The 24,571-nt window shown below is 25.2% G+C and carries 21 protein-coding genes; 7 read left to right on the top strand and 14 right to left on the bottom strand.

Annotated features, from left to right (window positions below; genetic code table 4):
- Positions 1-127: 127 nt before the first annotated feature.
- The 5 genes from QEG99_RS02665 to trpS all read right to left on the bottom strand — a co-directional run bounded on the left by QEG99_RS02665 (position 128) and on the right by trpS (position 3,680).
- Positions 128-259: a hypothetical protein gene (locus tag QEG99_RS02665; RefSeq protein WP_280101659.1), complete on the bottom strand. Its 132-nt coding sequence runs from the start codon at positions 257-259 to the stop codon at positions 128-130.
- A gap of 53 nt (positions 260-312) precedes the next feature.
- Positions 313-459, bottom strand: a complete 147-nt coding sequence (locus tag QEG99_RS02660; RefSeq protein ID WP_280101658.1) for a hypothetical protein — start codon at positions 457-459, stop codon at positions 313-315.
- A 77-nt stretch (positions 460-536) separates the two neighbouring features.
- Positions 537-950 (bottom strand): MAG3450 family membrane protein, encoded by a 414-nt coding sequence (locus QEG99_RS02655; protein ID WP_280101657.1) that lies wholly within the window; start codon positions 948-950, stop codon positions 537-539.
- The gene (thrS, locus tag QEG99_RS02650; RefSeq protein ID WP_280101656.1) at positions 950-2,692 is read right to left on the bottom strand and encodes a threonine--tRNA ligase; all 1,743 of its coding nucleotides are present in this window, start codon (positions 2,690-2,692) and stop codon (positions 950-952) included. Before thrS ends, QEG99_RS02655 begins: the two co-directional genes overlap by 1 nt.
- 1 nt (position 2,693) lies before the next feature.
- Positions 2,694-3,680 carry a tryptophan--tRNA ligase gene (gene trpS / locus QEG99_RS02645; protein ID WP_280101655.1) on the bottom strand — a complete coding sequence of 329 codons (987 nt, stop codon included), beginning with the start codon at positions 3,678-3,680 and terminating at the stop codon, positions 2,694-2,696.
- Positions 3,681-3,816: 136 nt separating this feature from the next.
- Between trpS and QEG99_RS02640 the strand changes: the two genes are divergently transcribed.
- Genes QEG99_RS02640 through QEG99_RS02620 form a run of 5 tightly spaced genes read left to right on the top strand, consistent with a single transcriptional unit; the run spans position 3,817 to position 10,327 of the window.
- Positions 3,817-4,116 carry an Asp23/Gls24 family envelope stress response protein gene (locus tag QEG99_RS02640; protein ID WP_280101654.1) on the top strand — a complete coding sequence of 100 codons (300 nt, stop codon included), beginning with the start codon at positions 3,817-3,819 and terminating at the stop codon, positions 4,114-4,116.
- Positions 4,116-5,729, top strand: a complete 1,614-nt coding sequence (locus QEG99_RS02635) for a DAK2 domain-containing protein (RefSeq protein WP_280101653.1) — start codon at positions 4,116-4,118, stop codon at positions 5,727-5,729. Before QEG99_RS02640 ends, QEG99_RS02635 begins: the two co-directional genes overlap by 1 nt.
- A complete protein-coding gene (plsX, locus tag QEG99_RS02630; RefSeq protein WP_280101652.1) occupies positions 5,729-6,727 on the top strand; it encodes a phosphate acyltransferase PlsX in 999 nt (332 codons plus the stop codon). The genes QEG99_RS02635 and plsX overlap by 1 nt, the downstream gene beginning before the upstream one ends.
- Complete coding sequence (rnc, locus tag QEG99_RS02625; RefSeq protein WP_280101651.1) at positions 6,727-7,404, top strand: ribonuclease III; 678 nt, start codon at positions 6,727-6,729, stop codon at positions 7,402-7,404. Before plsX ends, rnc begins: the two co-directional genes overlap by 1 nt.
- Positions 7,391-10,327 (top strand): AAA family ATPase, encoded by a 2,937-nt coding sequence (locus tag QEG99_RS02620; protein ID WP_280101650.1) that lies wholly within the window; start codon positions 7,391-7,393, stop codon positions 10,325-10,327. Before rnc ends, QEG99_RS02620 begins: the two co-directional genes overlap by 14 nt.
- Positions 10,328-10,395: 68 nt before the next feature.
- Here QEG99_RS02620 and QEG99_RS02615 read toward each other — a convergent pair whose 3' ends face one another.
- Both QEG99_RS02615 and QEG99_RS02610 read right to left on the bottom strand, forming a co-directional pair.
- Complete coding sequence (locus QEG99_RS02615; RefSeq protein ID WP_280101649.1) at positions 10,396-12,000, bottom strand: CTP synthase; 1,605 nt, start codon at positions 11,998-12,000, stop codon at positions 10,396-10,398.
- A 76-nt stretch (positions 12,001-12,076) separates the two neighbouring features.
- Complete coding sequence (locus QEG99_RS02610; protein ID WP_280101648.1) at positions 12,077-12,937, bottom strand: DegV family protein; 861 nt, start codon at positions 12,935-12,937, stop codon at positions 12,077-12,079.
- Between the two features lie 151 nt (positions 12,938-13,088).
- Here QEG99_RS02610 and tyrS point away from each other — a divergent pair, with 151 nt between their 5' ends.
- Both tyrS and QEG99_RS02600 read left to right on the top strand, forming a co-directional pair.
- Entirely contained in the window at positions 13,089-14,354 is a 1,266-nt protein-coding gene (gene tyrS, locus QEG99_RS02605; RefSeq protein ID WP_280101647.1) for a tyrosine--tRNA ligase, read from the top strand.
- Complete coding sequence (locus QEG99_RS02600) at positions 14,335-16,467, top strand: Tex-like N-terminal domain-containing protein (RefSeq protein ID WP_280101646.1); 2,133 nt, start codon at positions 14,335-14,337, stop codon at positions 16,465-16,467. Before tyrS ends, QEG99_RS02600 begins: the two co-directional genes overlap by 20 nt.
- A gap of 176 nt (positions 16,468-16,643) precedes the next feature.
- On the opposite strand, the gene QEG99_RS02595 is transcribed toward QEG99_RS02600, so the two are convergent.
- The 7 genes from QEG99_RS02595 to QEG99_RS02565 all read right to left on the bottom strand — a co-directional run bounded on the left by QEG99_RS02595 (position 16,644) and on the right by QEG99_RS02565 (position 24,559).
- The gene (locus tag QEG99_RS02595; RefSeq protein ID WP_280101645.1) at positions 16,644-17,834 is read right to left on the bottom strand and encodes a fibronectin type III domain-containing protein; all 1,191 of its coding nucleotides are present in this window, start codon (positions 17,832-17,834) and stop codon (positions 16,644-16,646) included.
- Between the two features lie 56 nt (positions 17,835-17,890).
- The gene (gene pepF / locus QEG99_RS02590; RefSeq protein WP_280101644.1) at positions 17,891-19,705 is read right to left on the bottom strand and encodes an oligoendopeptidase F; all 1,815 of its coding nucleotides are present in this window, start codon (positions 19,703-19,705) and stop codon (positions 17,891-17,893) included.
- A complete protein-coding gene (gene ptsP / locus QEG99_RS02585) occupies positions 19,705-21,426 on the bottom strand; it encodes a phosphoenolpyruvate--protein phosphotransferase (RefSeq protein WP_280101643.1) in 1,722 nt (573 codons plus the stop codon). Before ptsP ends, pepF begins: the two co-directional genes overlap by 1 nt.
- Positions 21,427-21,531: 105 nt before the next feature.
- Positions 21,532-21,801, bottom strand: a complete 270-nt coding sequence (locus tag QEG99_RS02580; protein WP_280101642.1) for an HPr family phosphocarrier protein — start codon at positions 21,799-21,801, stop codon at positions 21,532-21,534.
- 77 nt (positions 21,802-21,878) lie between these two features.
- Entirely contained in the window at positions 21,879-23,399 is a 1,521-nt protein-coding gene (locus tag QEG99_RS02575; RefSeq protein ID WP_280101641.1) for a phospholipase D-like domain-containing protein, read from the bottom strand.
- Positions 23,400-23,454: 55 nt separating this feature from the next.
- Positions 23,455-23,700, bottom strand: a complete 246-nt coding sequence (locus QEG99_RS02570; protein ID WP_280101640.1) for a hypothetical protein — start codon at positions 23,698-23,700, stop codon at positions 23,455-23,457.
- A 223-nt stretch (positions 23,701-23,923) separates the two neighbouring features.
- Entirely contained in the window at positions 23,924-24,559 is a 636-nt protein-coding gene (locus QEG99_RS02565) for a hypothetical protein (protein ID WP_280101639.1), read from the bottom strand.
- Positions 24,560-24,571: the final 12 nt, after the last annotated feature.

Here is a 24,571-nt window from a genome sequence, read left to right as displayed (position 1 = left end):
TTAGTTTTATCATTCTGTCTTTAAATGCGATTTAATAAATTCATTTTTTTACCTAAATCATTCAATTGATTACTTTTAATGTTAAGAATCTCTTCTCTAGTTGGGTATCTAGTTTTATCGCCTTGTTTTAAAATAAAATTTCATAAGACATCTTTTGGATTGTCATTTTTTTATTATTGAGGTTATTTTCAGATTTATCCAACTGATTATTTTTATTAGCATTTTTATCATCTATTGTTTGATTGTTTGGATTTTCCAAAGTTTTATTCGATTTATTATTACCGCTACCGCCGTTGTTATTATCAGCGAGTTTTAAATCTTCATTTTTATCTTCTTTTCCATTAGAAGAAATAGTATTACAGAAGTTGTTATATAAATAATTGGACTAATTGCAGAAATTATTAATCCGTTTAAAATAATTTTCTTTAATTTTATTTTATCTTTCATAATATCTTTCATAATTTAATTATAAAAATAAAATACAGTGAGCAAAAAAAAAAAAAAAAAGACACTTTTATTATAATTTTCTGTGTCTTTTATATATTTTTGGAATTATTTTTTTTAAATGGTAAATTGCTAATTTTTCTATTTTGAATAATATTAGTTATAAGCATTGTTGGAACGGCGATAAATGTTCCTAAAATAATTAAAAATATTCTTAAAATAATTCATTTACCATCTAGCGGATAAGAAATAATTATGATAAATAAACAAATCATAAATGGCAAATTATAATTAAAAAAAGTTATGGGTAAAACTTTTAAATAAATTAATATAAATAAAATTAAAAAAATTAAAATTAAATAACCTATTGATATTAAAATTAAATATTTATATTCAATAATTTCTTTTTTATAAATTTCAGGAGAAAAAGAAATAAAAATTGCTATTGCTGGAAATAATACTATAAAAATAGTGAAAATAAAATTTGGTATTTTAGTATTTTTCATTATTTTTTATAGTGTAATTTATGAATCATTTCTAATAAAAACTCGTTAAATTCAACAGTGTAAGAATTATTTTCTCCATATCTTCTGTAAGTAATATTTTGATTTTTAACCTCTTCATCACCGATGATTATTTGATATTTAGTTTTCATAATTTGTGATTCGCGAATTTTACGGTTAATTCTTTCATCTCTATCATCTAGATCGACATTAAAATTTAAAAAATCTAATTTGTTTTTAATTTTTTTAGCATATTCTAAATGCTTAGCATTTTCAATTGGAATAATTGTAAATTGTCTTGGACTAGCTCAAAATGGTAAATTACCTTTTGTTTGTTCTAAAAGTATAGAAATAAATCTTTCATATGTTCCAATTAATCCTCTATGAATTAAAACGGGAGTTTCTTTTTCATTATTTTCATTAATAAAACTAATGTTAAATTTTTGTGGAAGTAAAAAATCTAACTGTAAAGTTGACATTGTTATTTCGTGATTTAAAACGGTTTTTACTTGAAAATCAATTTTTGGTCCATAAAATGCTGCTTCACCAATTTTTTCTTCATAGTCAATATTAAGTTCTTTTAAAACGGTTTCCAAATCCCGTTCTGCTTGATTTCACATTTGATCATCATTAAAAAATTTTTCCTTATTTTCAGGATCTCTTTTAGAAAATGAAACGTAATCTAGTTTAATATCAAAAAGTGATAAAGTTTCTAAAATCATTTTATATAAATGTTTAAATTCAGAAACAATTTGATTTTTTCTAGCAAAAACATGCCCTTCTGTTAAGTCCATCGCTCTAACTCTTTCTAAACCAGTTAAAGCACCAGATTTTTCATAACGATACAATCTTGATTGTTCGGAATATCTAATTGGCAATTCACGATAACTTCTTTTTTCTCTGTCAAATAAAATAATATGATGAGGGCACGTCATCGGTCTAGCAATCAGTTTTTCATTTTCAACTTCTAGCGGTTTAAACATATCATCTTTATAATGTTCTAAATGACCAGAAATTTCATATAATTCTTGTGCTCCAAAATGCGGTGTTAAAACTTCTTTAAATCCATATTTTTTATCAAAATATAAAATTCTTTCTCTAATTGCATTTCTAATTTTCATTCCATCTTCTAATCAGATAGGAAATCCTTGTCCTGATAAATGCGAAAATGTAAAAATATTTAATTCTTTACCGATTTTTCGATGATCTCTTTCTTTTCTTTCTTTCAATAATTCTAGATATTCATTTAACTCTTCTTTAGTTTCTCATGCTGTTCCATAAATTCTAGTTAATTGCTCATTATCGCTATTTCCTCTTCAATATGCTCCGGCAATTGAAAGTAATTTAAAATGTTTGATTTTTGAAGTTGATTCTTCATGTCCTCCAGAACAAAGATCTTCAAATAAAATTTGATTATTTGAAGGATTTACTAGCGAATAAAAAGTTGCTTCTTGATTTTTTTCAACAATTTCATCGTACAATTCTTTTTTAAATGGTTTATCAGAAAAATCATAATTTTCACCAGCTGTTTTAACCATTTTATACCCTCCGCTAGCGAGGTTTTTCATTGTTTTTTCGATTTTAATTAATTCTTCATCGCTTAATGGTTTTTCAAATTTAAAATCATAATAAAAACCTTCTTGAGTAGCAGGACCAAATCCTAATTTAACATTTGGATATAATTTTATAACCGCTGCTGCTAATAAATGACTTGTTGTATGATTTAATTCTTTGTTAAATTTCATTTTATAATCCCATTCCCTTTTTAATTTCGATAATAGTGTTTTGTGCAATTTTTTGAGCTTTGTTTTGTCCGATTTTTGCTCAATAATTTACTTTTTTTCTTGCTTCTTGATATTTTGATTGTAAATCGGTTAAAAACTCTTTAACCTTTAATGCTACTGCTTCTTTAAATTCTTTATAATTTTTATCTTTAAATAAAATCTCAGTCTCTTCCAATGTGGTGTCAGTTAGGCAACTATAAATAGTTAGTAAATTTAAAATCCCTGGTTTACTTTCGGAAATATATACTTTATTTTCCGAATCAGTTACTGCTTTTAATATTTTTTTATAAGCAACATTAGGATCGTCTAATAAAAAAATTGAATCGTTTAAATTAGAATTTGATTTTGACATTTTTTTAGTCGGATCAACTAATCCCATTATTTTTGCTCCAATTTTAGGTATATGTGTTTCAACATTATTAAAATTCATCTTATATTTTTTATTTAGTCTTAGTGCGATATTTCTTGTTAATTCAACATGTTGTGTTTGGTCAATACCAACGGTTACTACTTTTGGATTATATAGCAAAATATCAGCAGCCATTAAAGTTGGATAAATTAATAATCCTGTAGGAATTGAATATGTTCCATTTTCTAGTTTTACTTTATTAGATTTATCTTTAAATTGTGTCATTCTTGAAAGTTCACCCATCGTTGTATTAACTAAAACATATCAGTTCATAGTAGTATGTTCTTGCACATCTGATTGGTAAAAAATTATACTTTTTTCTGGATCAATTCCACTCGCTAAATAAAGGGCAAAAACTTCTTCGCGATTTTTAGCCAATTCTTCTTTGCTAATAGGTAAAGTTATGGTGTGCAAATCAGCGATGAAAATCATCATTTGATATTTTTCTTGTAACTCTAATGAATTTTTTATTGCACCAATATAATTACCCAAAGTTAATTTGCCTGTTGCTTGTATTCCGCTTACTAATCTTTCTTTCATAATTATTAAAAATTATAGCACATAAATTATTTAATTATAATTATTAAAACAACTAAAAAAATAAGTTTTTTTAATAAAATAACGGAAAATTTAAGAAAGTGTTATAATTTGTAATATTTATATCAAGGAGCGAGAAATGATAGAAGAATTAAGAAATTCCCTTTTAGAAAAAATATCTCTTATTCCAGGTATTTATGGTTTTACTTCGATAAATTCAGATGAATCAGAATTATTAGGAAAAAGTGAATGAGATAAATCTATTATTATCATAAAAGGAAATAATGGTTTGAAAATTAATTTAGCTGTTATAATTCTATTTTCAATCAATACAAAAGCAACTATTAAGGAAGTTAGCTCTCTTGTCGAATATTTTTTAACAAGTAATAATTTAAAATTAGAAAGTTTAAACATTCATGTAAAGGGGGTTAAATTATAATGAAGATTTTAAATGGTGAACTATATGCAAAAATGCTTATTTCAGGAGCTAATAATTTATCTAACTATAAAGAGAAGATCAATGCATTAAATGTTTTTCCTGTGCCAGATGGAGATACAGGAAGTAATATGGCAACAACTGTTACTTCTGGAATTAAGGGAGTATTAGAGTTAAATGATAAAAATTTAGCAAATGTTTCCCACAAAATTTCAAGAAATATGTTACTTGGAGCAAGAGGAAATTCTGGAGTTATTTTATCGCAAATTTTTAGAGGATTTGCTGATTCTTTTTCCAATAAAAATGAAATTAACGGATTTGAATTAGTTGAAGGTTTTAGAAGCGCTACAAATAAAGCATATTTATCAGTTTTAAAACCGATTGAAGGTACTATTTTAACAGTTATTCGTGAAGTTACTGAAAAACTAGAAAAAACTATTACACCTTCAACAACAATGGAACAAATTTTTGAAATTGCAATCGATAGAGCTAGAATAAGTTGTGATAACACCAGAAATTTATTACCAGTTTTAAAAGAAGTGGGAGTAAACGATTCTGGTGGAGAAGGTTTATTTTTAATTTTTCAAGGAATGCATCGTTTTTTAATTGGTGAACCAGTTGAACTAAGCAATGAACAAATTAATATTTCTGATTTTGTAAGTGATACAGAGGTATATGATGGTGAATTCGGATATTGTACTGAATTTATTTTAGAATTAAGTGATCCTAAAAAATTTTCAAAAGAAAAATTAATTAATCAAATTTCTTCAATTGCTAATTCATTAGTTGTTGTACAAGATGAGGATTGAGTTAAAATTCATGGACATGTATTAAAACCGGGTAATTTATTAAATGCGGCTCAAAAATATGGTGAATTTATTAAGATCAAATCTGAAAATATGACAATTCAAGCAAATGAATCTAAAAATTTAGCAAATAGCTCAAAAGACGCAAAAAAAATTAATTCAGGAATTGTTTCATGTAATACAGGTCAAGGAATTATTAACACAATGAAAGAAAATGGGACTCACTTTATAATCGAAGGAGGACAAACAAACAACCCTTCAACAAGCGATATTATTAAAGCGGTTGAAAAAGTTAATTCCGATACTGTGTTTATTTTACCTAATAATTCTAATATTATTTTAAGCGCTCAGCAAGCAGTACAAACAATAACTAATAAAAAAGTTATTATTATTCCGACAAAAACCCAAATTCAAGGAATTAGTGCTATTATGAATTTTAATGAAGATTCAGATTGAGAAGATAATAAAGAATTAATGGAAGATGCAATTAAATCTGTAGGAACCGGAGAAGTAACAGTTGCAAGTAGAACTACAGAAATGAATGGTATAAAAATTAATCAAGGCGATTATTTAGCAATTGCTAATAATAAAATTGTAGCAACGGCACATACATATGTGGATGCAGCTAAAAAAACAGTAGATTATTTAATTAAAGATAATTCAGAATTAGTCACCATTTATTATGGAACCGAATCAACCGAAGTGGATGCTAGTGATGTTGCAAATTACATTGAATCAAATTACGATACAGAAGTTGAAATTAAAAACGGTGAGCAAAAAATTTATCACTTTTTAATAGGAGTTGAATAATGGAACAAAAAATAATTGCTTTTGATTTAATGGGAACAGATGGTGGTGTTAAACCTGGAATTGATGCTACTTTAACATTTTTAAAACAAAATCCCGATTATAAAATCGTTTTAATTGGTGATGAAGTTGAAATTAAAAAAAACTTACCTGCTGATTTTAATAAAAAACAAATTGAAATAATTAATGAAAAAAATGTTGCTAAAATGAAAGATAATAATGCTAGAACATTATTGAAAGAAAATTCTTCTATGATGAGTGCTTTAAATTTAATAGCCGAAAATAAAGCAAGCAGCGTTTTATCTGCTGGTGATTCTGGTACATATTTGGCTCTAGCAACATTAAAATTAAAAAGAATTAATAATGTTTCAAGAGCGGCATTTATGCCTATGATACCTACATTAATTGAAAATAAATATTTTTTACTTTTAGATGCAGGAGCAAATTTAGAAGTTAAACCAGAGTATTTTGAGCAATGAGCATTAATTTCTTCAATTTTTTATAAGTTTTTATTTAAAAAAGAAAATCCTTCTGTGGGAATTATCAACATTGGAACTGAAGAATACAAAGGATTTGAATATCATAAACAAGCAAATGAACTATTAAAAAATAATTTAAATGTTAATTATAAAGGATTTATTGAAACAAGAGATTTATTGCAAGGAAATATCGATATAGCACTAGCTGATGGATATGCTGGAAATATAACTTTAAAAACAATGGAAGGAACTGTTTTAAATTTTTCTAAATTAATGAAAGAAAAATTAATGAAAAACTTTTTTAGAAAAATAGGAGCATTAATTTTAAAATCAGCTTTTAAAGAAGTGAAAGAACGTTTTGATTATCGAAATGTTGGAGCAGCTTGAGTTATTGGAGTAAATGGAATAGTTATAAAATCACATGGTTCTTCAGATGCTAAAGCTTATTTAGGAGCATTAAATCAAATTAAAATCGCAATTGAATCCCAAGTTCTTACTAAAATTATAAAGGCACTAGAATAATGACTAAAATAATTGAGTTTTTACAAAAAAATAATATTAATTATAAAAATTTAGATTTATATATTCAAGCATTTACTCATAAAAGTTATAGTAATGAAAATAGAAATGAAAGCCACTATGAAATTCTTGAATATTTAGGCGATTCATTAATTAATTTTAAAACTTCATTACAACTATATAAAAAATATAAAAATTTTGATGAAGGACAAGCAACTATTAAACGTTCGCAAATAGTTGATACAAATACATTAGCAAGTATTGCATTAAAATTAAATTTAAATAAAATTGTAAGAATATCTAAAGGCGCAAATGAAATTATTAACAATAAAAAATTTAATGCCGATCTATATGAAGCGCTTGTGGCAGCTATCTATTTAGATAAGGGAGAAAAAGAATTAGATATTTTTTTAGAAAAAACTCTTTATAATTTAATTGATAATAATTCAAAAAAAACACAAAAAGATCCAAAATCTGAATTTCAAGAAATTGTTCAGTCATTAACAAAACAAACTGGTACATATAAAGTTTGAAAAGAAAATGATTTATTTTTTGCTGAATTGCATTTTGATGGACAGATTTATGGTAGAGGAAAAGGAACAAACAAAAAAAATGCCGAAACAGAAGCGGCAAAAAATGCATTAAAAATATTTAAGAAAGGTAGTTATGAAGTTAATTAAGGTAGAAGCACAGGGTTTTAAATCATTTGCCGATAAAGTAGTACTAAACTTTGATGGTGGTGTTGTTGGAATTGTTGGTCCTAATGGTTCAGGTAAATCAAATATCAATGATGCTATTAGATGAGTTTTAGGTGAACAATCATCCAAAGCTTTGCGAGGAAATAGCATGGAAGATGTTATTTTTGCTGGTTCAAAAACCGTTAAGGAATTAGACAAAGCCGAAGTTATTTTAACATTTGATAATTCAGATCATGCAGTTTCAGTTCCGCATGATGTTTTTACTATTTCTAGAGTATTATATCGGGGAAAAGGTGGAAACGAATACTACATCAATGGCGAAATTGCTAGATTTAGAGATATAAAAGAAATTGCGATGGAATCAGGAATTTCTAAATCTTCACTAGCGATCATCTCTCAAGGAACAATTAGTGATATTGCAGAAGCATCTCCTGAGCAAAGAAGGGGAATAATTGAAGAAGCTGCTGGAACATCAAAATATAAAGCAAGAAAAATTGAAGCATTAAGAAAATTAGAAACAACCGAAGAAGCTTTAGATAAAGTTAGAACAATTATTTCTGAGTTAGAAAAAAGATTGGTGCCATTAAGAAAACAAGCAGAAAAAGCAAAAATATTTATTGAAAAATCAAACGAATTAAAATCGGTTGAAATCGGATTATTAGTAGAGGATTTAAAATTCTTTAGTGATAAAATGACTTTTTTAAATAACGAGCTTTCATCTGTTAATGAAAAAAAAGATGAATTAGAAGCTAAATTATCTCTTTATTCAGCTTCGATAAAAGAAAATAGTAATAGCAAATTAAAATTAGAATTAGATGCTGATAAATTACAAAGTGATTTATCTAAAATTGAAGAATCGTTGCATCAATTAGAATTAAGACAAACAAGAATTAATCAAAGAAGACAAGATATTCTTAATGGTGATATAAAAGTTACTCCAGAAGAAAAAATTGAAACTTTAAAACAGGAGTTATCAGAGAATTTCGCTAGAATTAACCATTATAAAGCATATGAGGAAAAAGCTGAAGCTGAAATTGCTAAAGCAAAAGAATTATCATTAAATTTAGATAAAGAACTTTTTTCATTAGCTTCTACTAAAACAACAGTTTCTAATCGTTTAGAAACATATAAAACCAAATTACAAGTTTTACAAGATCATAAAAATAATAAAACCAATTTATATAAAGGTACTAAAACTATCGTTGAACATTCATCATTGTTTAAAGGATATAAAGGTACAGTTGCAGATTTAATTCAAGTGGAAAAAGAGTTTGCTAAAGCGATTGAATCAATATTAGCAAGTGCTTTACAACATATAGTTGTAGATACATCAGAAACTGCAGTTAAAGCTGTTAACTTTTTAAAAGAAAACCGTGGTGGATGAGCCACTTTCATCCCTTTAACTTCTATTCAACCAAAAGATATGCGTCAAGATCATTTAATGGCTCTCCAAGGGCAAAAGGGATTTGTTGCACTTGCATCTGAATTAGTTGATACAAAAGAAGAATTTTCAGTTTTAAAAAGATTTTTACTTGGTAATATTGTTGTTACACAAACAATCGAAGATGCTAATAGAATTTCTAAATTATTACAATTAAAATATATGGTAGTATCACTAGATGGTGATATTGTTAGAGTTGGTGGAGTTATGTCTGGTGGAGCGAAAGAAGATAATCAGAATAACTTACTTGAAATTGATAGAAATATTAGTGAATTTGAAAAAGCTATTCCAAAATTAATGGAAGAAAAATCACAACTAGAATTAAAAGAAGTTGAATTAAAAAACAAAAAGCAAGAATCAATTTCTACAATCAATGAATGATCAATGGAATTAAGTAATACAAAATCTAAAAGACTTGATTTAACTGACCGTAATGATGCTTTAAAAGTTCAATATGATGCAGTTAGTTCGCAAGCACTGGAATTTTCAAAAACTGATGAAATTACTGATGAAATTTCTAAACTAACTGAAAAGAGAAATGAAATATCAGCTAATTTAAGAATTAAAAGAACAAGAATCTCTTCTTTAGCTAGTGAAATTGCTCCCTTTGTTAGTCAAAAAACTGAAGTTGAAAATAGTTTATATGAATTAAGTAAAAATCATTCTCAGTTTATTAATGAAAAAAATAAAGTGGAATTTATTTTACAAGAGAATCAAAAAAGATTAACCGAACATTATCAAATGACTTTAGAAATGGCTCAATCATATCAAAAATTAGAGATAGATTTAGAAGAAGCAAGAGTTATTGTTAAAAATTTAAAACAAGATATTAAAGCACTTGGAAATGTTAATCTAGATTCAATTCAAGAATGCGAAGAAGTTGAAGAAAGATACAATAAATTAAAAGAAAATGAAAACGAATTAAGCGAAGCAAAAAATACTATTTTAGATGCTATTGCTGAAATGGATAAAATCATTGTTAATAAAATTCAAGAAACTGTGGATATTGTTAATAAAGAATTTAGATATGTCTTTCAAACTATGTTTGGTGGAGGAGATGCACAAATTCAATATACCGATCCACAAAATATTTTAGAAACGGGAATTGATATTATTGCTCAACCACCGGGAAAATCTGTTAAGAATTTAAAATTATTTTCCGGTGGAGAAAAAGCTATTATTGCTATTTCACTATTATTTGCAATTATTAAAGCTAAACCAATTCCACTATGTATTTTAGACGAGGTAGAAGCTGCACTTGATGAGGCAAATGTTATTCGTTATGCAGAATTTTTACAGTCATTAAAAGACAAAACACAATTTATAGTAATTACTCACCGTCACGGAACAATGACAAAAGTTGATCATTTATTTGGTGCAACTATGCAAAAAAGAGGAGTTACATCATTCTTTAGTGTTGAATTAGCAAAAGCTAAAGAATTGGTTGTGGAAGAAAATAATTAACAAAGTAATTTTATTTAAAAATTATTATAAAAAATAGACCATTTATTTAAAATTATAATGGTCTATTTTTATTTTTTATTAGCAGATTTTTTAATAAATGCATTAAATAATTTATGCGGAGCTAAAGGACGAGCTGTAAATTCTGGATGATATTGCACACCAATATAAAAGTCCTTACTTTTATCTTCGCAAGATTCAACTAATTTAAGTTCAGGATGGTATCCAGAAAAACTAAAATCTTCATCTTCCAAAATTGGAATATATTTTTCTTGCACTTCATAACGATGTCTATGTCTTTCAAAAACATTTGTTGTTTGATAATATTTTGCAATTAATGAATCTTTTTTAAAAACAGTTTCAGATTCTCCTAATCTTAATGTTCCTCCGATTTGATCATCCGCCTTTTTACCTTTAATAAGATCCAAAATATAAGTTTCTTGTTTATTTTTATTTGCAAACTCTTTACTTGTAGCATTTTTAATTCCCTTTAATCTGGCTTGAGCTACAGTCATCGCTTGCATTCCTAAACATATTCCTAAAGTGGGAATATTTTTTTCTCTAGTATATAGAGCGCCTAAAACTTTTCCTTCAAATCCTCTAGCTCCAAAGCCGGGTAAAATAACAACTCCGTGGGCACCATTTAGCATTTGTTTAATATTATTTTCATTTAATAATTCAGCATCAATATAATCTAATTTAATATGATAATTTAAATCAATGGCAGATATTTTTAAAGCTTCATTAATTGATTTATATGCATCAGAAAAAGCTGTATATTTACCCAACATCTTAATATTTAAGGTTTTTTTCTTATCCTTTTCTACTTTATTAACAAATTTAATTCACTTATTTAATTTAGGTTTTCTTTTTTTCATTTTAAAATAATTTAAAATAATACTAGCGGTGTTTTCATTTTCTAAATATAAAGGCATCTGATAAACATTTTCTAAATCCGGAGCAGAAATAACATTTTCTTTATTGATAAAAGTTGCATTTGCCACTTTAATTAAAATCGAATCTGGCAGAAAATGATTTGCTCTTAATAAAATCATATTAGGTTTAATACCCATTCCCTTTAATTTATTAACCGAATCTTGTGTGGGTTTGGTTTTAAAATCTTTTGATGTTTCTAAAAATGGTACATAAGTAACATGAACAAAAAATGTATTTTGTCCATTAAATTCACTACCCATTTGAGCAATAGCATAGATAAAAGGATTAGATTCAATATCTCCTACAGTTCCACCTATTTCAACAATTACAAAATCACTTTGATATTTTTGTTCAATGTTTTTTATAATAGAAATAATTTCATCAGTAACATGAGGAATAAATTGCACTGTTTTACCATAATACAATCCTTTTCTCTCTTTTTCTAAAATATTAGAGAAAATTTTTCCGCTTGTATAATTAGAATCTTTGGAAAAATTTTCATTAATAAATCTTTCATAGTGCCCCAAATCCAAATCAGTTTCTCCACCATCAGCAGTTACATATACTTCACCATGTTCGTAGGGCGACATAACTCCTGGATCTAAATTTAAATATGGATCTAATTTTAAAACAAAAACACTATATCCTCTAGCTTTTAAAAGATTTCCAATTGAAGCAGCAGCTACTCCTTTCCCTAATCCTGAAATAACTCCTCCAGTAACGAAAATAAATTTTGACATTTTTCTCCTTTAAATTAAAATTAATAAAAAATAGATTCCTAACTTTACTAATGGGTTAGAAATCTATTTTTAAGTTTTATTTCTTAAAAATTTTTATAAATTCATCAATTTCATTTTGTTCAATATTTAATACCCCAAAGGCAACCGCTTCTACTCCTGTGTGAATTGCGATTGTATTTGGAATTGTAAATACCTCAATTTTTTGTGATGAATAATTTTCAAATTCATTTTTAATTTCTTCAATTTCTTTGTTTCCTGAATGAATAATAACAGTTTTATAATTTTTAGGTAAACTGTCAATAGTATCTTTATAGAAATTAAATAAAGCTTTTCTAAAAATTCTTCCTTTTCCTTCTTTTTGAAGGGAACCATCTTCTAGTTTTATTACTGGAACAATTTTTAGTAACTTAGCAATTGCCGCAACTGAAGGCGATAGTCTTCCTCCACGAACAAGAGCATCGTTAAATTTAGGAACTAATAAAAATTTTCCTTCATATTCTTTTTCCAACTTAGAAAAAGCTACTTGATAGTCAACTCCATTTTCTATATCTTTTTTAAATCTGATGATATCTAAAACTGTTAATAAAGTCAATTTTTTAGATTTAACTATATCAACATTTTTATAACTTGCAAATGTTGATTTTAAATTCGCATATTGAGAAGAAAGATTATGACTAATAGGATAAATTACTACTTTATCATATTTTTTAACTAGTTGATCAACAACTTCAATTGCTTTTCCAACTGGTGTCATAGAAGTAGAAACTTGTGAATCTTTATCTATATATTTAAGAACTTCTCCAGAATTTAAATCTATACCATCTTCATATTCTTTACCACCAATATTTATATATAGCGGTAAAAAATAAATCCCCATATCTGCACACATTTGTTTTGTTAAACCTGATGCAGAATCTACTATAATTGCTATTTTCATACTTATTATTATATATTAATTTTTTAAAATAAAAATTATCATTAAAATATTTTTAGAAAATAATAATTAAGATTTTAAAATATGAAATAAAAATTTTTGTTTTTTCTTTTAGTTAAATTATTTATAATTTTATTTATAGAAGTGGAGAAATATGAAAAAAAATATTATTAAAGAGTTAAAAGAGCGTGGCATTTTAAATAATATTAGTAATGAAAATAAATTACTAAATATGAATGAAAATGAAGTAATTTATGCAGGTTTTGATCCAACCGCTACATCGCTTCATTTGGGTAATTATATTCAAATTTGCACTTTATTACGTTTGCAGAAAATCGGCATTAAAGTAATTGCCTTAATTGGGGGAGCAACAGGAATGATTGGCGATCCATCTTTTAACGAAAGCGAGAGAAAATTACTCGATTTTCAAGAAGTGGAAAAAAATAAAAATTTTATAAGTCAACAATTATCAAAATTTAATATTGAAATTTTTGATAATTTATCTATTTATAAAAATATGTCAATTTTAACTTTTTTAAGAGAAGCAGGAAAATTTTTAAACATTAATTATATGATAGCAAAAGATTCTGTTGCAAATAGGCTAGAAACTGGCTTATCATTTACCGAATTTTCATATCAATTAATTCAAGGATGAGATTTTAACTATTTATATGAAAATTATAATGTAGTTGGGCAATTGGGGGGCTCAGATCAGTGAGGAAATATTACTAGTGGAATTGAAATAATTAGAAAAAAACACGGAGACAATCACAAAGCATTTGCCTTAACTACTAATTTATTAACCGACAAAAATGGAGTCAAATTTGGAAAATCAACAGGCGGAGGTTCGCTGTGATTAAATAAAAATCTAACTTCTGTTTACAAACTATATCAATTTCTATTAAATCAAGATGACGAAGATGTAGAAAAATTATTAAAATACTTAACATTTTTATCATTAGATGAAATTAAAAATTTAATTAATAAGCATAATCAAGACAAATCACAAAGATTAGCTCAAAAAACTCTTGCATTTGAAATAGTTAAAGATATTCATAGCATAGAAGAGGCGAATAATTCTGTAAAAATAACTGATATTTTATTCAATAAAAGTGATTTTAATCTTTTAAATGCTGATGATTTAAAACAATTAGAAAATTCTGTTCCGTTAATTGAGGTTAATGAAAATGAATTAGTTATTGATATTTTACTAAAAAATAAAATAGTACAATCAAGGCGAGAATTTCGAGAATTTATTACTCAGGGAGCACTATTATTAAATAATCAAAAAGTTTTAAATGAATTTGAAATTATTAAAAATAATCTTTTTGATGGAAAATACGCCTTATTAAAAAAAGGAAAAAGAAATTATTTTGTAATAAAATTTAAAGTAGGAAATTATGAATCAAGAAATTGTTAAACAATTAGAGCAAGAATTAAAAATTAGTGAAATTTATATTAACCGTGTTTTAGAACTTTTAAAAGATGAAAATACAATCGCTTTTATTGCTAGATATAGACAAGATTATACAAACGGATTAGACGAAAATCAAATAAAATATATTTCCGATAGATACGAATATGTTTTAAAATTGGAAGATCGTAAACAAGCAATTATTAAATCTTTAACAGAAAAAGAAATTTTAACACCAGAGTTAGAAAACAGCATTAATCAAGCTACAAAATTGGTTGAATTGGAAAATATTTATAAGCCATATTCAACAGGAAGAAAGACTAGAGCTAATATCGCCATTGAAAAGGGATTAAAACCGCTTGCAGATTTTTTACTAAAACTTAAAGTAAAAGCTGATTTTAAAAAAGAGGTTGAAAAATATATTAATAAAGAAAAAAATGTAAATTCATATGAAGAAGCATTAGATGGGGCGCAAGATATTATAGCTGAAATTGTTTCAAATGATACAAATTCTAGAAATAGTTGAATTGATTTAATTTATAATCATGGAAAAATTGTGACAAAGCTTAAAAATGCTGAAGCTGATACTGAAAATAAATATCAGATTTACTATGATTTTTCTAAGCCGATTAAATTTTTACAAGGCTATCAAATAATGGCGATCGACAGAATTAGTTCTAAAAAAATTATTAGCTATTCCTTTGAATATAAAAGTGAATATTTAACAGATTTTTTAGTAAATAAATATACAAAAAAGGTGGAGTGAGAAGGAAAAATATATATTGAAAATGGAGTTAAAAGCGGATTAAAACGTTTATTAATTCCTAGTGTTGAAAATCAAGTTTATTCTGAAATTTTATTAAAAGCTCACGAAACTAGTGCTCAAATTTTTGCTAATAATTTAACAAAATTATTGCTCCAAAAACCAATAAAAAATAAAATAGTTTTAGGATGAGATCCTGCATATCGAACAGGTTGTAAATTAGCAGTAGTTGATAAAAATAATAAGGTTTTAAAAATCGATGTAATTTACCCTACTAAACCTAGAGACAAAAATGATTTACAATTATCTGAAACAACTTTATTAAATTTAATTAAAGAATATAAAATTGATTTAATTGCCATCGGTAATGGAACCGCAAGTTGAGAAAGCACTCAATTTGTTGCCCAATTAATAAAAAAACACCAATTAAATGTTCAATTTATTATAACTTCCGAATCTGGTGCTTCAATTTATTCAGCATCAGAAAATGCTCAAAAAGAGTTTCCTGATCTTTCTGTTGAACAGAGATCGGCAATTAATATTGCTAGAAGAAATATTGATCCATTAGCTGAATTAATAAAAATTGATCCTAAGAGCATCGGTGTTGGTCAATATCAACATGACATTTCTAAAAAAATGTTAAAAGAAAAGTTAGATTTTGCTGTTTCTAGTTGTGTTAATAAAGTTGGTGTAGAAATTAATACTGCATCAGCAGAATTATTAACTCATATTTCGGGATTGAATTTAACAATTGCAAAAAATATTGTTAATTATATTAATAAAAATAAAATGATTAAAAATCGAAAAGAACTTTTAAATATTAAATCATTTAACGAAAAAATTTATCAGCAAGCAGCGGGATTTTTAAGAGTTAATGATTCTGATGAATTTTTAGATAAAACCTCTATTCACCCAGAAATGTATGAAAATGCTTATAAGATTTTAAAACATTTAAATATTAATGAATTTAATTTAGAAAAATTAAATAAAATTAATTTAAATTCAGAAAATATTGAAAAAATTTCTAAAGAATTAAAAATAGATTTTTACGAAACTAAATTAATTTTGGAAAATTTTCAAAATCCTTTAAGAGATTATCGTGATGATTTAGATGATCCAATTTTAAGAAATGATATTGTTAATTTTGAAGATTTACAAATAAAAATGAAATTCAAAGGTATTGTAAGAAATATTACAGAATTTGGAGCATTTATTGAAATCGGATTAAAAGATGATGCATTTTTACATATTTCTAAATTTACAAAAGAATTAATGATAAATGACATTATTGATGTAGAAATTGAAAGTATTAATAAAACAAACGGCAAAATAGCTGTTGATTTAGTTAAACAATAGAAAAGCATAAAAATGTGCATAAAAGCAAAATAATAAATGGTTAATATTTATTTTTAGTAAAATTAAGTTTATGATTTTGCAAATTAATTTCATTTATTGTATTTTCTAGTTTTAAAAATTTTAATAAAAAATAGACCTTCTAAAAATATTGGCGGTCTATTTTTATTATTTTTTAATTAATTATTACCTTTTAAAACTTGTTCTTTATCTTCTTTTCTAATAGTTAATTCTTCTTTTTTATTATCATCAATTTTCTTTTCAAACTTAATTATTTTATATTCATTACCTCTAATTTTTAAACCATTAAAATCGAATGTAACATTTTTTTTCACATCACTATATGTTATTTCTGAACTATAATCAAAATATTCAATATTACCGTTATTATTTGATTTTTCAACAAAATCTCCACTTACAGTGTTAAATTGTCTAATAGTTAAAATATAAATTCCGTTTTGTTCCAATGAGGTTACAGTTGCAGATAAACTTAAATCTTGTTCTTGACCATCTGCTTCAGGATTTTTATGAACAACGTCAATGTGCGAAATGTATGCAGAAGTTGTATGTCTATTAATTAAATCCAATGATTCGTGTGTTAAATCGATGGCATTTTCTTTGTTTTCGCCAAAAGTAATTTTTGAAATTAAATAAGTTTCTAATGAATTTAAATCATTAAGTTTTAAAATAATATTTGCTTTATCACTGCTGTTTGCAACTAAATCATTATATGAAAATTCATATTCTTTAAAATCTTCAAAATAGATGTATTGTCCATCTTTTAATTTTTGAACTGAAACTCAAATTTTCTTATTAGCAAAAATTTCAGGATTTGCTAATTTTATTGTTACATCCAATTCCTTAGCACCGTTAAATTCTGATTGTTTAACACTGGCATTTTCTGCTACTGGCAATTTGGCAGTTGTAAATTCATATAAACCTTCTTCATTTTCACCAATAACTTTAATTTTTTCATATTCTCCAAATTTTTGTTCATGATCTCTTGTAGAAACAAAAACTCTAAATTGATATTTAGTTTCTGGTTCTAATCCATCAAGTCTTACCACTGATTTATTTTTATGCATTTCATTGGCAACAATTTTCATTTCTTTACCTTGACTAGCAATATCGATAAATTCACTATCAGTAGCTTTTTTGTATTCAAATTTATATTTATTATTTGAATTAAAAACTGCATTAGCATTTTTATCAATTGTAAAATTTAAATCAACAGATCTTGATCATAGATTGGTAGGCGAAACAACAACTGCTTTTTCATTGTCATTAGAACATGAAATTGCATTAGACATTAAAAAAGCAGATGATATTATTGAAACAGATGCTAATTTAAATATTTTTCTTTTTTTCATAATTTTCCTTTAAAATTTATATTAGTATAAATTATATAATAAAAACACTCTTTTTGTTAGTTTTTGAACAATTCTTTACCAATTTTTATGTAATTTTCAATATTTTTTTTAAATTGTTTAAAAGAATTTTGGTAAAAATTATTTTTTGATAAATCAATATTTGAATTTAAAAGAATTTGAAGTGGTCAATCACTACCGCCTTGTGTTAAAAACTTTGTAAAATAATTTTCAATTTCACTAATTCCCTTTTCTTTATATCTAGTGAAAAAATGATTGGCAACAATATAACCAATAGCATATTTATAAACATAAAAATCATAATAAAAATGCGGAACAGCTATTGCAAAAACTGAATTTTTATAATCTCTATTTTTTGACGAAAAATATTGTTTTTCAATTTCGTTGTAAACCTGTTCAAAATCTTTAAAAGAAGAAAGTGCATGATTATTATCGATCAAATTATAAATTTGAAATTCGTAATTCGATCAAAAAGTTTGTTTTATAACGGTAGAAATAAAATCACTAATGCTTTGTTCAAGAACCTTAAATTTTATTTTTTTGTTATTTGAATTATTAAATAAATAATCATTTAACATTAGTTCATTAAAAGTAGAAGCAATTTCAGCTAAAATTATTGGATAATCTGCTAATTCATAAGGTTGATTTTGATTTGAAAAATAAGAATGAAGAGAATGACCTATTTCATGAGCTAATGTAGAAACTGATTCTCAAGTATTATTTCAGTTCATTGAAATATAAATTTTGTTAAGTCCATAAGTATTATCAATTGAATAAGCTCCGCTAGTTTTATTTTCAACATTAAAATAGTCAATTCATCTGTCTTTAAACATTTTTTGACAAATATTTATATATTCTTCTCCCATTGGTTTTAATGCTTTTAAAATAATTTCTTGTGCTTGTTCAACTGAATAATTATTTTTTACTTTAACTAAATCAACGTTCATATCATATGATTTAGGAGTTTCATTAAATTTCTTTTGGTAAAAAAGTTTTTTATATTTATAAAATTTAGTAACTAATGGCTTTAATTTTTTAATGTTTTCATAAAGATTTAATAGAATATCACTATTAACTTTATCATCTGATGTTAGAAAATTAACAGCTGATTGATATTTTCTTTCTTTTGCTTCAACAGAAATTTTTGTAAATTGATTTTTTAAAATTCTCGTTAAACTTTCACGATTTTTATAAAAAGCATCAAGATAATTGTGATAAGTTGTTTTTCTAATTAATTTATCTTTGGATTTTAATAACTGGAAATAATTGCCTTCCGTAATTTTAATTTTTTTGTTTTTTGAAGAAATAGCATAGCCAAAATCCATTTCTACATCGGTCAAAATTTGAAATATTTCGCTAAAATCAGCATCAGCTTTAGCTACTCTTAGTAAATATTCTTCAATTTCATCACTTAATTTATGTTGTTTAAATTCAATTAATGCTTTAATATCATTTCTGTAATTTTTAAATTCGGGTAAATTCATTCATAAAGTTAATTTGTCAATGTTTTTTATAGCACGATTAGTTTCTGAACCTAATTCTTTATTAATTTTATCTAACTCAATTTCAAATTCTTCTGAAATTTTATTAAAATAGGGATCGACATTATTAATGTTTAATTTATTTGAAACATAATTATAAATTTTGTTATATAAAAGTTCATTTTGTTTTTCTATATTTTTAAAATAAAGAAAAGATTCTGCAGTTTCATACTTAGAATCTTTATATTTTATTTCATCTTTTTTTAGAAAAATATATTTTTCAATTAATTTTTCAATTGTTTGATTTTCAAGTAGATCTTCTAAATCAAATTTATATTTTTCTGGAATATCTTTATATTTTTTATAAAGCATTATTTATTTTCTCAAAAGGAATTTAAAACTTCTTGAACTTGTTCTTGATTTTCACATTTTAATGCTTGGTGAACTAACTGGTGTGCATCTTTAAAATTAATTTCGGAAATTAATTTTTTAGCTTCTAAAATACTTGTTGAAGACATAGAAAATTCATCTAATCCCATTCCTAATAACAACGGAATTGCATTAATATCTCCAGCCATTTCCCCACACATTCCTGCTCATTTACCAGCACGATGTGCTCCATCAATTGTCATTTTAATTAATTTTAAAATTGAAGGATTTAATGGTTGATATAAATAAGACACTTTTTCACTCATTCTATCAGCTGCCATTGTATATTGCATTAAATCATTTGTCCCTATAGATACAAAATCAGCATATTTACAAAATTGTTCAGTTAAAACAGCGGCTGCAGGAATTTCAACCATCATACCCACTTCAATGCTTTCTGATACTTGATGACCCTCTTCTTTCAACTGATTGTAAACTTGATCGTAAATAGCTCTTGCTTGCTTAAATTCATCGATAGTTGCGATCATCGGGAACATAATTGCTAAATTACCATATGCCGATGCTCTAATTAATGCTCTTAATTGTGTTACAAAAGTTTCTTTTTTATCCAATGATAATCTAATTGCTCTATAACCTAAAAATGGATTCATTTCTTCTGGGAATTTAAAATATTTTAATGTTTTATCCCCACCGATATCCAAAGTTCTAACAACAACTTGTTTATTGCCCATTTTTTCTAAAACAGCTTTATAACTTTCAAACTGTTCTTGTTCAGAAGGTCAATTTTCTGCATCCATATATAAAAATTCACTTCTAAATAGTCCGATTGCATCAGCATTAAATTTACTTGCTCCTTCAGCATCTGCAACAGAACCTATGTTTGATGCAATTTTAACTTTTTTACCATCTTTTGATGCAGAAACTTTATTTAAAAATTTTTCTAACTCTTTTTTATGATTTAAAAACTGATTATACTCTTCTTGAAATTTTTCAATTTCTTGATCATCTGGATTAATAATCGCCATTCCTGTTTCACCATTCATTGCTACAATATCACCATTTGATACTAACTCAGTTATATTAGTTAATCCCAAAATTGCAGGAATTTCTAAACTTCTTGCCATAATAGCTGAATGCGAAGTTCTTCCACCAATATTAGTTAAAAATCCTTTAACAAAATTTTTATTTAATTGCGCAGTATCAGATGGAGTTAAATCATCGGCAACAATAATAACTTCTTCATCAATAGTTGTTAAATCAGTTGTTTCGATATTTAATATTGCTTTTATAATTCTTGAACTAACATCCTTGATATCAGCAGCTCTTTCTCTCATATATGGATCATCAAAACTAGCAAACATTTGTGTAAGTTGTTGAGACACCTTATCAACAGCATATGCTGCATTGTAATTTTCATTTTTAATTAAATTTTCAACTTCTAATAACATCTCTGGATCTTTAGCCATTTGAATATGGGCATCAAAAACTTCCAATTCTTCTTCACTAAGAGTTTTAGAAGCTACCATTTTGATTTTTTCAATTTGTTCAACTGATTTTTCAATAGCTGAATTTAAAATATTAATTTCTTTTTCTGAATCTTCTATTTTTTTTGAATCTATTTCAATTTCAACATTTTCAATTTTAAAAATTTTAGCTATAGAAACACCGTTTGATGCACCTATTCCATTTATTTTTCTACTCATATTTCCCCTCTTTAAATAATTTGTTATTAAAATTATAATATTTTTATTTTAAAAAATAAAAAAATCGAATTATTTTAAATAAAAAAACAGGAAGTTCCTGTTTTTTTATCTGCTAATTAAATTAGCTTCTTCTAATGTTTCAACAAGTTTTTCAATAGCTTCTTTTTCATCTTCGCCATTAGCTTCTAAAGTAATTTCTTGTCCTTGTTTTGCTGCTAAACTCATAATGTTTAATAATGATTTAGCATTAGCTGAATTGGTTGTTGTTGAAATTTTAATATCAGATTTAAATTTAGCTGCCACTTTTGAAATTTGTGAAGCAGGTCTAGCATGTAATCCAATAGGATCAGAAATTGTAACTGTTACTTTTTCCATTTTGTCTCCTTGTTTATTATTTTACAAAAATAGTAAAATATCAATTATTTTAATAATAAATATTTTAACATAATTTATTATAATAAAGGTTTAAAAATTTCAATAAATATTTTTTTAAAAAAATTGATTTTTTTATTACTTAGTAAAGAAGTTGATAAAATAATTCTTTTTTCTTTTCGATATTCAATGTTTTTTAAAAAAGAATCTACAAATTCACCAGATAATAAAATATTAATTTCAAATTGTGAATATAAACTTCTTATATCTAAATTCATTGTTCCAGTATAAGCAATTTGGTCGTCAAAAATAATTGTTTTAGAGTGACTAAAGGAGTTTTTGTATTTGTATATTTTTGCTCCGTATTCTTCTAGTTGTTTAGCAAAATACAATGTAAATGGTTTAACATAATTTTTATCGTATTTTTCTGGAATATAAATTTCGATTTTTTTACCAGAAATCAGCGACTCTTTTAAAGCTAAAAAAATTCTTGTAGTTGGAACAAAATATGGAGTAAAAATTTTTATCTTTTCTTTAGCATTATATATCATCTGAATTAATGCAGATTCTAATAAAGAAACATCAATTTGTGGACCACCTTCAAAAACAATTCCATAATTGTCTTCCTCATTAATTTCTTGTTTGTAAAAATAATTTTCAATATTTTCGATTTTATCTTTATGTCATCTATTTCAATCATTAATAAATGAAAACATTAAATCTTGAGTAATTTTTCCTTCCATTCTCAAATTTGTGTCAAATCAAAAGCCGTATTTTGAACTAAAATTCGCATATTCATCACTTATGTTATTACCACCGATATAACTAATACTACTGTCAATTATAAAAATTTTTTTATGAATTCTGTAAAAACTACTTGAGGAAATAAAAGGAAAAATTATTTTATTGTATCTTATGAATTTAATATTAGCCTTTTTTAACAATTTTCAATCTTTAGATTTAATTTTAATTGTTCCTCACCAATCTAAAATTAATTTTATTTCTACACCATTTTTAGCTTTATCAATTAAAATATTTTTAATTTTATTTCATATAAAATCGTCTTTAATAATAAAAACCTCAATGTAAATGACTTTCTTTGCATTTTTTAAATCATTTAATAATTTTTTGTAAAATTCATAACCATTAAAAATTGTTTCTTGTTTAAAAAAATTAGCTTCTGTTTTAAAAGTGGAACTAATTTTTTGAAAATAAGGTTCTAAATGAGAAAATTTATTATTTTTCTTAATTGTATTTTTATTTGAATATACCTTCGCTAATTTTAAATATTTTTTTTCTGAAATTCTTGTTTTATATTTTCTACCAAAAATCAAAAATAATATTTGACCTAAAAAAGGCATAAAAATAATAATAAAAACCCAAGAAAATTTTGCATCAATATTTCTTTCTTGAAGCAAAATAAATACAATAAAAATCAAATTAAATAAATAAAAAGAAAAAATAATGATTAGTATTGATTTGTCAGAATGTCCTGCATTAGAATATTTTACTAGCAGAAAAATAAATATCGATAACAAAAGAATTCAAAATGATAAAAATAAAAAATTTAAAAAATTAATAATTCAATTTTTTTCCGACATATTCAGTAAATTATACCAAATTTATAAAATAAAAAAACTGCCAAAAGGCAGTTGTTTAATAAATAAAATATACTGGCGAAGAGGAAACTTTAGTTTCTTTTTGTTGAGGAGAATCTCATTTTTGAACTAATCCTTCTTTTGTTTTGATTTCACCATTTGTGCTAGTTAAAGCTTTAAAAGACCCTACAAGCGATGCTATTCCACTAATAATAACTGGAATATATGGAACTATTGCTGCAAAACCAGCTCCGCCAATTATTTCACTTTCTTGCTCGGAAAGTTTTGTAAATTTATTTGTCATATTTTCCTTTCGTTATTTGTTTTTTCGGAAGAAAATCAAAGATAATTTCATTTTCCTCCACACATATATGTCATTTTTTTGCTATTTTCATCAAAAAATGGAAAAATTTAGGAAAAACAGGCAATTTTTCCTAAAAATTTCGTAAATAAAATCAAATATTAAATAATATTTTTAAAATAAATTTTGATTAAAAAATAGAACCTTTAAATTAGGGTTCTATTTTTTAATCAAAATTTTTATCGTATTTTTTTATATCGTCTTCGTGAAAAGATTTTAGCATTTTTATGTCTTCTTTTATTTCCTTAATATCCTGGCTGTGTTGTGTTTGAACTGCCTTGATTTCTTGAATGTCTTGCCCTTGTTTTATTTGAATTTCTTCAATTTTGTCTAATCTTTTATTTATTTTTTTGATATCTTGGCTATGTTGAGATTGAACTGCCTTGATTTCTTGAATGTCTTGCCCTTGTTTTATTTGAATTTCTTCAATTTTATCTAATCTTTTATTTATTTTTTTGATATCTTGGCTATGTTGAGATTGAACTTTTTTAATTTCTTTAATCTCTTCACCTTGTTTTTGCTGAACATCTTTAAGAATCTTGATATCCTTAGAATTTTCGCTTGTTTGTTTTTGCACATCCAAAAGTACTACTTGCATATTTACAACAAGATCGTAAACTTGCTCAAGTGTAATTTTTTTCTTTCTATTTCTATCTTCTTTCATTTCACTCCCCTCTCCAATAATTATATATTTTATTTGACTATTTTCTAAAATTTTTCACTCAACTTTTTTAAATTTTCGAAGACCTTTTAATGCTTCTTTTTCAGAGATGATAATATTATTTTTGATATTTTTTTCCATTTTTCCTCCGTA

This window comes from Mesomycoplasma lagogenitalium, from assembly GCF_029854295.1.
GTDB classification, from domain to species: domain Bacteria; phylum Bacillota_I; class Bacilli_A; order Mycoplasmatales; family Metamycoplasmataceae; genus Mesomycoplasma_A; species Mesomycoplasma_A lagogenitalium.
Note: the sequence above shows the minus strand (reverse complement) of the source record. Positions and strands in the feature narration are given on the sequence as shown.